At 55.3% G+C, this 13,340-nt stretch carries 13 protein-coding genes; 11 read left to right on the forward strand and 2 right to left on the reverse strand.

Annotation, left to right across the window (positions count from 1 at the left end; all coding sequences use genetic code 11):
• Positions 1-237 precede the first annotated feature (237 nt).
• From garD to EKN83_RS13590, 8 genes are all read left to right on the forward strand, one after another.
• Positions 238-1,809, forward strand: a complete 1,572-nt coding sequence (gene garD, locus EKN83_RS13555; RefSeq protein WP_126801122.1) for a galactarate dehydratase — start codon at positions 238-240, stop codon at positions 1,807-1,809.
• Between the two features lie 176 nt (positions 1,810-1,985).
• A complete protein-coding gene (locus EKN83_RS13560; protein WP_045284773.1) occupies positions 1,986-2,840 on the forward strand; it encodes a tagatose bisphosphate family class II aldolase in 855 nt (284 codons plus the stop codon).
• Positions 2,841-2,860: 20 nt separating this feature from the next.
• Positions 2,861-4,132, forward strand: coding sequence for a tagatose-bisphosphate aldolase subunit GatZ (gene gatZ, locus EKN83_RS13565; RefSeq protein ID WP_126801123.1), 1,272 nt, complete (start codon positions 2,861-2,863; stop codon positions 4,130-4,132).
• A 14-nt stretch (positions 4,133-4,146) separates the two neighbouring features.
• Positions 4,147-4,614 carry a PTS galactitol transporter subunit IIA gene (gene gatA / locus EKN83_RS13570; protein WP_025756739.1) on the forward strand — a complete coding sequence of 156 codons (468 nt, stop codon included), beginning with the start codon at positions 4,147-4,149 and terminating at the stop codon, positions 4,612-4,614.
• 27 nt (positions 4,615-4,641) lie between these two features.
• The gene (gatB, locus tag EKN83_RS13575; protein WP_025756738.1) at positions 4,642-4,926 is read left to right on the forward strand and encodes a PTS galactitol transporter subunit IIB; all 285 of its coding nucleotides are present in this window, start codon (positions 4,642-4,644) and stop codon (positions 4,924-4,926) included.
• A gap of 4 nt (positions 4,927-4,930) precedes the next feature.
• Complete coding sequence (locus tag EKN83_RS13580) at positions 4,931-6,304, forward strand: galactitol-specific PTS transporter subunit IIC (RefSeq protein WP_126801124.1); 1,374 nt, start codon at positions 4,931-4,933, stop codon at positions 6,302-6,304.
• Between the two features lie 42 nt (positions 6,305-6,346).
• On the forward strand, positions 6,347-7,390 hold the full coding sequence (gene gatD / locus EKN83_RS13585; protein WP_126801125.1) for a galactitol-1-phosphate 5-dehydrogenase: 1,044 nt from the start codon (positions 6,347-6,349) through the stop codon (positions 7,388-7,390).
• Positions 7,391-7,500: 110 nt separating this feature from the next.
• A complete protein-coding gene (locus tag EKN83_RS13590) occupies positions 7,501-8,274 on the forward strand; it encodes a DeoR/GlpR family DNA-binding transcription regulator (RefSeq protein WP_025756735.1) in 774 nt (257 codons plus the stop codon).
• A gap of 13 nt (positions 8,275-8,287) precedes the next feature.
• Here EKN83_RS13590 and EKN83_RS13595 read toward each other — a convergent pair whose 3' ends face one another.
• A complete protein-coding gene (locus EKN83_RS13595; RefSeq protein WP_126801126.1) occupies positions 8,288-9,268 on the reverse strand; it encodes a Fic family protein in 981 nt (326 codons plus the stop codon).
• Between the two features lie 5 nt (positions 9,269-9,273).
• The gene (rsmI, locus tag EKN83_RS13600; RefSeq protein WP_126801127.1) at positions 9,274-10,137 is read right to left on the reverse strand and encodes a 16S rRNA (cytidine(1402)-2'-O)-methyltransferase; all 864 of its coding nucleotides are present in this window, start codon (positions 10,135-10,137) and stop codon (positions 9,274-9,276) included.
• Between the two features lie 60 nt (positions 10,138-10,197).
• Between rsmI and EKN83_RS13610 the strand changes: the two genes are divergently transcribed.
• From EKN83_RS13610 to diaA, 3 genes are read left to right on the forward strand one after another with little or no spacing between them, the layout of a single operon-like run.
• Positions 10,198-12,369 carry a penicillin-binding protein activator gene (locus tag EKN83_RS13610; RefSeq protein ID WP_126801128.1) on the forward strand — a complete coding sequence of 724 codons (2,172 nt, stop codon included), beginning with the start codon at positions 10,198-10,200 and terminating at the stop codon, positions 12,367-12,369.
• The gene (locus tag EKN83_RS13615; RefSeq protein ID WP_025756731.1) at positions 12,327-12,722 is read left to right on the forward strand and encodes a YraN family protein; all 396 of its coding nucleotides are present in this window, start codon (positions 12,327-12,329) and stop codon (positions 12,720-12,722) included. Before EKN83_RS13610 ends, EKN83_RS13615 begins: the two co-directional genes overlap by 43 nt.
• Before the next feature lie 21 nt (positions 12,723-12,743).
• Positions 12,744-13,334: a DnaA initiator-associating protein DiaA gene (diaA, locus tag EKN83_RS13620; RefSeq protein ID WP_003861754.1), complete on the forward strand. Its 591-nt coding sequence runs from the start codon at positions 12,744-12,746 to the stop codon at positions 13,332-13,334.
• The last annotated feature ends 6 nt before the right edge of the window (positions 13,335-13,340 follow it).

Genomic DNA, 13,340 nt, shown 5'->3' on the forward strand with positions numbered 1-13,340 from the left:
CACACATTGTTTTAATGCTCAATCATTGCGTTGCATTTTGATAATATTTTGAGCATATGCACAAAGCACTGGGCGCTGATGCACAGAATCAGGCATTACTGGTTCGCAAGCGATCGGGATCACATTTTCATATGTCATCTGCTGACATGCTTTATTTCTGAAAGCCACGTATTAATTTCTACCATTAGAAAACTGGCTGAATTTATTATCAGACACTTTGCCGGAGAATAGTGAACAATGGCCGACATTGAAATTCGACACGCATCGCCGACGGCGTTCTATATAAAAGTGCACGACACCGATAATGTGGCGATTATTGTCAACGACAATGGCTTAAAAGCAGGAACCCGCTTCCCGGACGGACTGGAACTGATTGAGCATATTCCGCAGGGGCATAAAGTCGCCCTGGTGGATATTCCTGCTAACAGCGAAATCGTGCGTTACGGTGAAGTCATCGGCTATGCCGTGCGCTTCATTGCCAGGGGTAGCTGGGTTGAGGAGTCGCTGGTTGAGCTACCGGAAGCCCCGCCGCTGAATACGCTGCCCCTGGCAACCCGCGTGCCGGAGCCGCTTCCCCCGCTGGAAGGCTATACCTTCGAAGGCTATCGCAATACGGACGGCAGCGTCGGCACCAAAAACCTGCTCGGCATTACCACCAGCGTACACTGCGTGGCGGGCGTAGTGGATTACGTGGTGAAAATTATTGAACGCGATCTGCTGCCGAAATACCCGAACGTGGACGGCGTGGTCGGCCTGAACCACCTTTACGGCTGCGGCGTGGCGATTAACGCCCCGGCAGCCGTCGTGCCCATCCGGACCATCCATAATATCGCCCTCAACCCGAACTTTGGCGGCGAGGTGATGGTGATCGGCCTGGGATGTGAAAAGCTCCAGCCTGAGCGCCTGCTGCAGGGCACGGAAGATGTCAAAGCCATCCCGGCCGATGAGGCCAGCATTGTGCGCCTGCAGGACGAACGCCATGTCGGTTTCCGCTCAATGGTCGACGACATTCTGCAGGTCGCAGAGCGCCATCTGGACAAACTCAACCAACGCCAGCGCGAAACATGCCCGGCATCGGAACTGGTGGTGGGCACCCAGTGCGGCGGCAGCGATGCATTCTCCGGCGTGACGGCCAACCCGGCGGTGGGCTATGCGTCCGATCTGCTTGTTCGCTGCGGTGCCACGGTGATGTTCTCCGAGGTGACCGAAGTCCGTGACGCCATTCATCTGCTTACGCCTCGCGCCGTCAATGAAGAGATCGGCAAACGCCTGCTAGAGGAGATGGCCTGGTACGATAACTATCTGGATATGGGCAAAACCGACCGCAGCGCTAACCCCTCTCCCGGCAATAAAAAAGGCGGTCTGGCAAACGTGGTGGAAAAAGCCCTTGGCTCGATCGCCAAATCCGGTCAGAGCGCGATTGCGGAAGTGCTTTCTCCCGGCCAACGCCCGACGAAGCGCGGCCTGATCTACGCGGCAACGCCCGCCAGTGATTTCGTCTGTGGTACCCAGCAGGTTGCTTCCGGCATTACGGTGCAGGTCTTCACCACCGGGCGCGGTACGCCGTACGGCCTGATGGCGGTGCCGGTAATAAAAATGGCGACGCGCACCGAGCTGGCAAACCGCTGGTATGACTTAATGGATATCAACGCGGGCACCATCGCCACCGGGGAAGAGAGCATTGAAGAGGTGGGCTGGAAACTGTTCCACTTCATTCTGGACGTGGCGAGCGGGCGGAAGAAAACCTTCTCTGACCAATGGGGGCTGCATAACCAGCTGGCGGTGTTTAACCCGGCGCCTGTGACGTGAGTTTACTGTAAACCTCCTTTAGCATGGTTTCGGCCATGCTTTTTTTTGCTTTCGACTCTTTCGCATTCTTATCTTTCATTTCGGTTCTTTCGTTTTTAAGATACCAATCACAAAAAAACATTCCGAAACCCTATATTGTCTTTCGCATACTCAAAACGAAAGGTTTCGGAGGAAAGATGTACATCATCTCGTCGAAAGCGATGCTGATAAAGGCACAGCGTGAAGGTTACGCGGTTCCGGCATTCAATATTCATAATCTCGAAACGCTGCAGGTAGTCGTCGAAACGGCCTCTGAGATGCGCTCTCCCCTGATCGTCGCGGGTACGCCCGGGACGTTTAGCTATGCCGGAACCGGGAACGTGGTCGCCATCGCCAGCGATCTGGCCAAAACGTACAACCAGCCACTGGCGATCCACCTCGATCATCACGAAGATTTCGACGATATCGCGCAGAAAGTACAGAGCGGGATCCGCTCTGCAATGATCGACGGCTCTCATCATCCGTTCACTGAAAACGTGGCGCTGGTGAAGAGAGTAACGGACTACTGCCACCGCTACGACGTTAGCGTGGAGGCCGAACTTGGGCGTTTGGGGGGTCAGGAAGATGACCTGGTCGTCGACAGCAAAGATGCGCTTTACACCAATCCACAACAGGCGCATGAGTTTGTTGTACTCACGGGTATCGACTCGCTGGCTGTTGCTATCGGCACTGCGCACGGCCTGTACAAAGCCACGCCAAAACTCGATTTCGAGCGCCTGGCAGAGATCCGCAGTCAGGTTGATATCCCGCTGGTACTGCACGGTGCCTCAGGATTGTCGACAGAAGATATCCGTAAGGCAATCAGCCTCGGGATCTGCAAAGTTAATGTTGCCACAGAACTCAAAATCGCCTTCTCAAATGCGCTGAAAACCTATCTCGCTTCACATCCCGATGCCAGCGATCCGCGTCATTACATGGTACCTGCCAAAAGTGCCATGCAAGAGGTCGTACGCAAGGTGATTACCGATTGTGGTTGTGAAGGAAAACTCTAAAGTCCTGACCCGGAGGAAACGTGAAAGATATTATTGCCCGCCATAAGGCGGGAGAGCATTTCGGTATTTGTTCTGTCTGTTCAGCACACCCGCTGGTCATCGAAGCTGCACTGCGATTTGATGTGAACACCGCCAATAAAGTGCTGATTGAAGCCACCTCAAATCAGGTGAATCAGTTTGGTGGCTATACCGGGATGGAACCTGCTGATTTTCGCGATTTTGTGTTGAACATCGCCAGGGAGGTTGGCTTTCCACGCGAACGCCTGATTCTTGGTGGAGATCACCTGGGGCCTAACTGCTGGCAAAACGAACCGGCGGAAGCCGCGATGGAAAAATCCGTTGAGCTGATAAAAGCCTATGTGGCCGCCGGATTTACCAAGATCCATCTGGATGCATCCATGTCCTGCGCCGACGACCCCATTCCGCTAGCGCCAGTGGTGGTAGCACAGCGCGCTGCACGGTTGTGCAAAGCAGCAGAAGAGACGGCCACTGAGCAACAAAAAGCAGCTTTAACCTACGTCATTGGTACTGAAGTTCCCGTACCGGGCGGAGAAGCCAGCACGATTAACAGCGTGCATGTTACCCGTGTCGAAGATGCGGCACAGACGCTGGACACCCATCGCATAGCCTTTAGCGAACAGGGGCTGGACGACGCCATGACGCGCGTGATTGCTATCGTGGTGCAACCGGGCGTGGAGTTCGACCATACCCAAATTATTCACTACCAGCCCCACGCTGCAGAGGCACTGTCCGGCTGGATCCGCCAGACACCGATGGTCTACGAGGCGCATTCGACCGACTACCAGACCCGACAGGCTTATCGTGCTCTGGTACGCGATCACTTCGCGATCCTGAAAGTTGGCCCTGCGCTCACCTTTGCCCTGCGTGAAGCCATCTTTGCCCTTGCGCAAATGGAGAAAGAACTTATCTGCCCTGAGCAGCGCAGCCACGTGCTGGAGGTAATCGACGAAGTGATGCTGAACGAGCCGGACTACTGGCAGAAGTACTACCGCCCGACCTGGAGTCAGGCGATGGTGGATATTCATTTCAGCCTCTCAGACCGCATTCGCTACTACTGGCCGCATCCGCGTATCCGTCAGGGTGTGGAGAAATTACTCGCCAATCTGAGTAACACCGCACTGCCACTGGGGCTGATCAGCCAGTTTATGCCCGTTCAGTTCGAACGTTTGTCGATGAATGAGATCGTTGCAACACCGCAAAATCTCATCATCGACAAAATACAGGATGTATTACGCGCCTATCGATTTGGCTGTACCCCTGAATTCGTCTGATGCCCGGAGAGTCTATGAGTCACATTTTTGTCCGTACCGGAATTGAGTTTGAAAACAGCCAGCTTGCGCTGGCACACATTGGCGAAGAGATGCTGGCGAAAGGTGTTGTGCATGCCACTTACCCGGCCGCACTGCTGGAAAGGGAGCTCAACTACCCCACCGGCATTACCCTCGAACGCCATGCAGTTGCGATCCCGCATTGTGAAGCGGTACACGCCAAAAGTCCTGCGATTTACCTGATTCGCCCGGACAAGCCGGTGAATTTTCAGCAGGCGGATGATGATGGAGAGGTCGCGGTTTCACTCATCATCGCGTTAATTGTTGAAAACCCTGCGGCGCAAATAAAACTGCTGCGCCGTCTTTTCAGCGAGCTACAAAACCCGGACACGCTGGACATGTTGCTGGCCACGCCAGCCGATCGCCTGGCCGAGCAATTCCGGGAGACTATCCTTGAGCCTGCCTCCTGTGCACAGGCTTCATAACATACTGATAATAAAAAGGAGTACCCTATGAAACGTAAAGTTATTGTTGCCTGTGGTGGTGCTGTAGCCACCTCAACCATGGCGGCTGAAGAGATCAAAGAACTGTGTGAAGCCCACCACATAACGCTGGATCTGGTTCAGTGTCGGGTGACCGAAATTGAAACCTATATGGACGGTGCAGACCTGATCTGCACCACGGCAAAAGTCGACAGATCGTTTGGTGACATTCCGGTGGTTCATGGGATGCCGTTTGTATCGGGCGTCGGTATCGAAGCCCTGCAACAAAAAATCCTCACTATCCTCGAGGGGTAAGATCATGTTTACCGAAATCATGCGGTATATCCTCGACCTCGGTCCCACCGTCATGCTGCCGATTGTCATCATTATCTTCTCGAAACTGCTGGGGATGAAACTGGGCGATTGCTTCAAGTCCGGCCTGCATATCGGCATCGGCTTCGTGGGAATTGGGTTGGTCATTGGCCTTATGCTCGACTCCATTGGCCCGGCAGCCAAAGCGATGGCGGAACAATTCCAGATTAACCTGCACGTGGTGGACATCGGCTGGCCAGGTTCTTCTCCCATGACCTGGGCCTCCCAAATCGCACTGGTGGCGATCCCGGTAGCTATTGGGGTCAATGTCATCATGCTGGTCACTCGTATGACCCGCGTAGTGAACGTGGATATCTGGAACATCTGGCACATGACCTTCACCGGCGCAATGCTGCACCTGGCTACTGGCTCTTACTGGCTGGGGATCCTTGGTGTGGTGGTTCACGCGGCCTTTGTCTACAAGCTGGGAGACTGGTTTGCCAAAGATACGCGAGACTTCTTCGGTCTGGAGGGAATTGCCATTCCTCACGGCTCGTCGGCGTATCTCGGTCCTGTCGCGGTGCTGGTCGATACGATTATCAACCACATTCCAGGTCTGAAGCAGATCCACTTTAGCGCCGACGATGTGCAGAAACGCTTTGGTCCGTTTGGCGAGCCCGTCACCGTCGGTTTTGTCATGGGGCTGGTCATCGGCATACTGGCAGGCTACGACGCAAAATCCGTTCTGCAACTGGCGGTGAAAACCGCCGCAGTGATGCTGCTTATGCCGCGTGTCATCAAGCCGATTATGGACGGCCTGACGCCGATTGCTAAACACGCCCGCAAACGCCTGCAGGCCAAATTTGGTGGTCAGGAGTTCTTAATTGGTCTTGATCCCGCGCTACTGCTGGGCCATACGTCAGTGGTCTCCGCCAGTCTCATTTTCATCCCGTTAACCATTCTAATTGCGGTGCTGGTACCGGGTAACCAGGTGCTGCCTTTCGGCGACCTTGCGACTATCGGCTTCTTCGTGGCAATGGCGGTCGCGGTTCACCAGGGTAATCTGTTCCGCACACTCATCTCCGGCGTCATCATCATGGGGATCACACTCTGGATCGCCACACAGACCATCGGTCTGCACACCAAGCTTGCACAGAATGCTGGTGCGTTAAAAGCAGGTGGGCTTGTGGCATCCATGGATCAGGGTGGTTCGCCGGTCACCTGGCTGCTCATCCAGCTCTTTACCTGGCAAAACGTGGTGGGATTCATCGTGATTGGCGCGATCTACTTCACTGGCGTACTGCTCACCTGGCGACGTGCCCGGGCGTTTACGGCGGCGGAGAAAAACGCCGAAAACCCGCAAAGCCAGACGGTATCTTAATATCCGGGGAGCCGTGCTCCCCTTCTTTTTCTGGAGTGAATCATGAAATCAGTAGTAATTCATGCTGAGGGCAGCGTGCGCGTTGAAGAACGCCCGGTCCCTCAGATTCAGGCAGCGGATGATGTTCTGGTGCGCATTGTTTGCTCAGGATTATGCGGCTCGGACATTCCGCGTATTTTTGCCAAAGGGGCGCACTACTACCCGATCACCCTGGGCCATGAATTTAGCGGACACGTCGAAGCCTGTGGTGCAGATGTAAAGGATCTCCAGGCAGGAGATGCAGTGGCCTGCATTCCACTCCTGCCCTGTTTTTCCTGTCCGGAGTGTGAAAAAGGCTACTACTCGCTGTGTAAACAGTACCAGTTTGTCGGCTCACGCAGTGACGGCGGCAATGCGGAATATATTGTCGTGAAGCGCGCGAACCTGTTCCGTCTGCCAGCAGAGATGGCGATCGAAGACGGGGCATTTATCGAGCCTGTCACCGTAGGACTGCACGCGTTCCACCTGGCTTCAGGATGCAAAGGTAAAAATGTCGTTATCGTCGGTGCCGGGACGATTGGTCTGTTGGCAATGCAGTGCGCGCTGGCGCTGGGGGCAAAGAGCGTAACTGCAATTGATATCAACGACGATAAGCTCGCCCTGGCGACCTCGCTGGGTGCAACTCAGGTGTTTAACAGCCGGGCCCTAAGCGTCGATGACATTCTCAACGCGCTGAGGGACAGCCGGTTTGATCAACTGGTGCTGGAGACTGCGGGAACCCCACAAACTGTCTCGCTTGCCATTGATATTGCCGGTCCTCACGCTCAGATTGCACTGGTCGGTACATTACATCATGACCTGAATTTACCTGTTGCAACCTTCGGCAAGATCCTGCGTAAGGAACTGACGCTTCTGGGTAGTTGGATGAACTACTCAGCACCGTGGCCTGGGGAAGAGTGGGAAACGGCGGTCCGCCTGCTCACGGGGAAAAAACTGCAACTGAAGCCACTCATTGCCCATATCGGCGACAGTGAGAGCTTCGCTCAGGCCGTGCAGGCTCTGAACGGCGCACCGATGCAGGGCAAAATTATGCTGCGTTTCGCCTGACGCCTCGAGCCAGCAACCAGAGCTGGCTCACATTTACTTTCGAATATTGCCTTACACCTTTCGCATACCTTCGATTAGAATAGGGACAGTTAATTATCAGGCAATTCAATATGAACTCATTTGAGCGAAGGAACAAAATCGTTGACCTCGTCAACGCTCAGGGCAGCGTGATGGTGCAGGATCTTTCGAATATGTTTGGTATTTCGGAAGTGACCATTCGAACCGATCTGCGCCTGCTGGAAGAAAAGGGGCTGGTCACCCGCTTTCATGGCGGAGCCGCCAGACCCGGCAGTAACCTGTCGGAAAGCGAAAATCAGGAAGTCGTTCTGGAAGACCGCTATCAACTGGCAAGCGATCCGAAAAAGCGTATCGCGCAGGCAGCGGTGGCCATGATTGAAGAAGGGATGACGATCATCCTGGACAGCGGGAGCACCACGATGCTCATCGCCGAAGCACTGACTAAAAAAAGCAATATCACTGTCATCACCAACAGCCTGCCCGCCGCGTTTGCCCTTTCGGAAAATAAAGATATTACGTTGGTGGTCTGTGGCGGTACGGTGCGCCATAAAACGCATTCGATGCATGGCACCATTGCAGAGCGTTCGCTTGCAGGTATCAGCGCGGATTTGATGTTTGTTGGGGCTGACGGTATTGATGCGACAAACGGCATCACCACTTTCAATGAAGGCTACTCGATCAGCAGCGTGATGGCCGCGGCCGCGCATAAGGTGATTGCCGTCCTGGATGCCAGCAAGTTTAATCGCCGCGGGTTTAACCAGGTGCTGCCGATGGAGAAGATTGACTGCGTCATTACGGATGAAGGGATCGGAAAGCACGATAAAGAACTGCTGAGCAAAGCGGGTACGGAGGTCATTACGGTATAGCTTACGACGCAGGTCAGCGCATGACCTGCCAGCTTCCCCCTTTCCTTGCCCCCAGGCGTTTTAATTTCCCCTTCGTTTGCAAAGCGTGGAGGTATCGTTCCACTGTGCGCGAAGTGACGCCAAACATGGATGCTAACATCGCCGCGGAAAGCTGCGGTTGAACGGCAAGAAGCTCAAGGATAGCATTTTCCTTTTCCGACAATTCTTCCGACATTTTTTCCGACATTACGGAAGAAGCGCCTATGCCTTCCCGCAAATCTTCGGCCATATTTTGCAGCATAAACTCCACGAATGCCGTGCAATCACTGGCCCGATCGCATTGTCCCAGAATCTGGTAATAGCGCGTTTGCTGGAAGTGAATGAGAGTCTCAACGGGCAACCATGCAAGTTCTGCACGCCACTGGCTTAAGATCAACGTTTGCCACAGCCGCCCCATGCGGCCATTTCCATCTGAAAAAGGGTGGATGAATTCAAACTCGTAATGAAATACCGAGCTGGCAATCAGCGGGTGAAGATCGGTTTGCTTAAGCCAGGCAAGCAGATCGCCAATAAGGCGGTTCATCTGCGAGGCTGGCCGAGCCATGTGGACTAACTGGTTCCCACGGTATACCCCAACATCCCCATTCCTGAGCTTCCCAGGATGATCGACCAGACCAGTCATTAATAACCGATGTGCGCTGAGTAAGTCTTTAAGCTTCCAGGGCTTCCATTCGGGCAATTTCTCATAAGCAAGAATCGCGTTACGCACTTCCTGAATATCTTTTTCTGGTGCGAGCACGCGCTTACCCTCCATGATTGCCGTCACTTGCCCGGTCGTCAGAGAGTTATGCTCAATGGCCAGAGAAGCCTGAATTGTGCGGATTCGATTCTCTTTACGCAGTAGCGGAGAGGTTCTTCCTGAATGTGCCGCCCAATGCTCTAATAGCTCACCAATCTCAACAACCTGATTGAGAATCGATGGTGTGATAGTAAAAGGAGGCTGATAGCGGCTCATCTGGCTTACTCCCCCTGCTGCTCCAGCGCATACTTATAGAGCGCATTCTTTTTCACGCCGTGGATCTCCGCCGCCAGTGCCGCCGCTTTCTTCAGCGGCAGTTCAGTCTGCAGCAGCGCCAGCGTACGCAGCGCGTCGGCAGGCAGCGCGTCTTCTTGCGCTTTGTGCCCTTCGACAATCAGCACCATCTCACCCTTGCGGCGGTTCTCGTCTTCCTTCACCCACGCCAGCAGTTCGCCCACCGGCGCGCCGTGAATGGTCTCCCAGGTTTTGGTCAGCTCGCGCGCCAGCACCACGTAGCGACCTTCGCCCCAGACGGTCACCATGTCTTCCAGGCTCTCCAGCAGACGATGCGTGGATTCGTAGAAAATCAGGGTACGCGGTTCCGCTTCCAGATCCTTCAGCACGTCACGACGGCCTTTGGATTTGGCAGGCAGGAAGCCCTCATAGCAGAAACGGTCGGACGGCAGACCCGCGGCGCTCAGCGCCGCAATGGCAGCGCACGGCCCCGGCAGCGGCACAACGCGAATACCGGCTTCACGACAGGTACGCACCAGGTGATAGCCAGGGTCGTTAATCAGCGGCGTACCGGCGTCGGAGACGAGGGCAATGTTCTGCCCCTCCTTCAGCTTCGCCACCAGCGTTTCGGCTTTTTGTTGCTCATTGTGATCGTGCAGGGCAAACAGACGGGCGTTAATCGCGAAATGTTGAAGCAGTAAACCGGTGTGTCGGGTATCTTCAGCGGCAATTAAATCAACAGTTTGCAATACGGTCAGCGCACGTTGGGTAATATCAGATAAATTCCCGATAGGAGTAGGTACAATATAAAGCTGGCCTTGAGAATTATCTGCCGTTTCGTGTTGTTTCATTGTTTCGTCCGTATTGCCGTTTTAATATTGAGCATTGCGTAAAAAATCACTGGATACAGTATGGTACCGTTAACGTTTCTTCGAAAAAAAGCCACGCGCAGCGTGCCGCTTCTGCTGGCAGCCCTGATCTTTGCAGGCTGTGGCACCCAGGCACCTGACCAGAGCACAGCCCATCTTCAGGGGTCTGCTCAGGCTGATTCTGGCTTTTATCTGCAACAAATGTCGCAGAGTTCAAATGATACCAGGATCAACTGGCAATTACTCGCCATTCGTGCACTGCTGAAAGAGGGGAAAACCCAGCAGGCCGCCGAGCTGTTCAACCAGTTGCCGAACGATCTTAACGACACCCAGCGCCGTGAGCAGAGCCTGCTCTCCGCCGAGCTGAAAGTCGCACTGAAAGATTACGCCGCCGCGAAGAAGGTCCTCGGCGACATCGACGTGAGCGCGCTGGATAAAAATCAGCAGGCCCGTTTCTGGCAGACGGGCATTACCGCTGAACAGGGACGCCCTTCCCTGACGCTGCTGCGTGCGCTGATTGCCCAGGAGCCGCTGCTTGGCGGTGCGGATAAGCAGAAAAATATCGATGCCACCTGGCAGGCGCTTGCCTCGATGACCCAGGAACAGGCTCAGGCGCTGGTCATCAACGCGGATGAAAACGTGCTGCAGGGCTGGCTGGATTTGCAGCAGATGTGGTTTAACAACCGCAGCGATCCAAAAATGCTGAAAGCCGGTATTACCGACTGGCAGACCCGCTACCCGCAGAACCCTGGCGCGAAAATGCTGCCCACTCAGCTGGTTAACGTGCAGAACTTTAAGCCTGCCTCCACCAGCAAAATCGCCCTGCTTCTGCCGTTAAACGGCCAGGCGGCGGTATTTGGCCGTACCATTCAGCAGGGCTTTGAAGCGGCGAAGAACGGTACCACGCCCGTGACCGGCAGCGCGGTGCCCGCCCAGGCGGCACAGGCGGCGAACGTGAGCGACGTTGTCAGCCCTTCCGCCGCGGAGACCAGCGACCTGACCACAGCGCAAACCCCGGCGCAGGGCACGATGCAAAACCCGGTGACGGCCCCGACGACGCCTCCAGCCGCGACGCCAGAGCCAGCCACGCCGGATCAGGCGCCGGCAGAGACACAAGCCGCGCCGACCACGGCGCCCGCGACAGCGGAACAGCCGCAGGCGCAGACCACTCAGCCCACCACTCAGCCCACTGCTCAACCTGCCGCTCAGCCGCAGGCCGTGGCAACCGCCAGCGCTAACCCTGGCGCTGAGCTGAAAATCTATGACACCAGCTCGCAACCGCTTGATCAGGTTCTGGCGCAGGTTCAACAGGACGGTGCCAGCATCGTTGTCGGCCCGCTGCTGAAAAATAACGTGGAAGAGCTGATGAAGAGCAACACCACGCTGAACGTGCTGGCGCTCAACCAGCCTGAGCAGGTGCAGAACCGGGCCAATATTTGCTACTTCGCGCTCTCACCGGAAGATGAAGCCCGCGACGCGGCGCGTCATATTCACGAGCAGGGCAAACAGGCTCCACTGCTGCTCATCCCACGCAGCACGCTGGGCGATCGCGTGGCCAATGCCTTTGCCGATGAGTGGCAGAAGCTGGGTGGCGGCGTGGTGCTGCAGCAAAAATTCGGTTCCGTCTCTGAACTGCGCGCGGGCGTAAACGGCGGGGCAGGCATTGCGCTTAACGGTAGCCCGGTCACCGCGAGCCTGCCGCAGCAGCAGGGGGTGACCATTGGCGGTCTGACGATCCCTGCCCCACCAACTGACGCGCAGATTAGCGGCAGCGGTAAAGTGGATGCAGCCTATATCGTTGCCACGCCACAGGAGATCGCCTTTATCAAACCGATGATCGCGATGCGTAACGGCAGCCAGAGTGGCGCAACGCTCTATGCCAGCTCCCGCAGCGCGCAGGGCACCGCAGGTCCGGATTTCCGCCTGGAGATGGACGGTCTGCAGTACAGCGAAATCCCGATGCTGGCTGGCAGCAACCCGGCGCTGATGCAGCAGGCGCTGGGCGCGGTGCGTAACGACTACTCGCTGGCGCGTCTGTATGCGATGGGTGTCGATGCCTGGGCGCTGGCGAACCACTTTACCCAGATGCGTCAGGTACCGGGCTTTGAGCTTAACGGCAACACCGGCGATCTGACCGCGACTCAGGAATGCGTGATCAACAGGAAGTTATCATGGCTCAAATACCAGCAGGGGCAAATCGTCCCGGCCAGTTAAGCCGTAAAGAGACCGGCGACGCATGGGAATTAAAGGCGCGTCGCTGGCTTGAAGGCAAAGGACTGCGCTTTATCGCCGCTAACGTTCGCGGACGTGGCGGCGAAATCGATCTGATCATGAAAGAGGGTCAGGTGATTGTGTTTGTCGAAGTCCGCTTTCGACAGTCCTCCCGTTTTGGCGGTGCTGCCGCCAGCGTGACGCTCGCCAAACAACATAAATTATTACAGACTGCCCACTTGTGGCTTGCCCGCCATAATGGGAGTTTTGATACTGTGGATTGCCGGTTCGATGTGATAGCCTTCACCGGAAATGAGATCGAATGGCTTAAAAACGCTTTTGGCGAAGACGCATAATTAAGATTTAAAAGGGATAACGTGCTCGAAAGAATTAAAGTGTGCTTCACAGAAAGCATCCAGACTCAGATTGCCGCGGCGGAAGCCCTTCCGGATGCTATCTCTCGTGCCGCGATGACGCTGGTGCAATCCCTGCTTAACGGCAACAAAATCCTCTGTTGTGGCAATGGGACTTCCGCCGCCAACGCACAGCATTTTGCTGCCAGCATGATCAATCGTTTTGAAACAGAACGCCCCAGTTTACCTGCCATTGCACTTAATACCGATAATGTGGTCTTAACAGCGATTGCTAACGATCGTCTGCATGACGAAATTTACGCAAAGCAGGTGCGCGCTCTGGGTCATGCCGGAGATGTGCTGCTGGCCATTTCCACGCGCGGCAATAGCCGGGATATTGTTAAAGCCGTTGAAGCCGCCGTCACCCGCGACATGACCATTGTGGCCTTAACCGGCTATGACGGGGGTGAGCTGGCGGGTCTGCTGGGGCCGCAGGATGTGGAAATCCGCATTCCGTCTCACCGGAGCGCACGCATTCAGGAGATGCATATGCTCACGGTGAACTGCTTATGTGATTTGATCGATAACACGCTTTTCCCTCACCAGGATGATTAAGGAGTT

Source organism: Enterobacter sp. WCHEn090032 (assembly GCF_003986875.1).
Taxonomy (GTDB): Bacteria; Pseudomonadota; Gammaproteobacteria; order Enterobacterales; family Enterobacteriaceae; genus Enterobacter; species Enterobacter sichuanensis.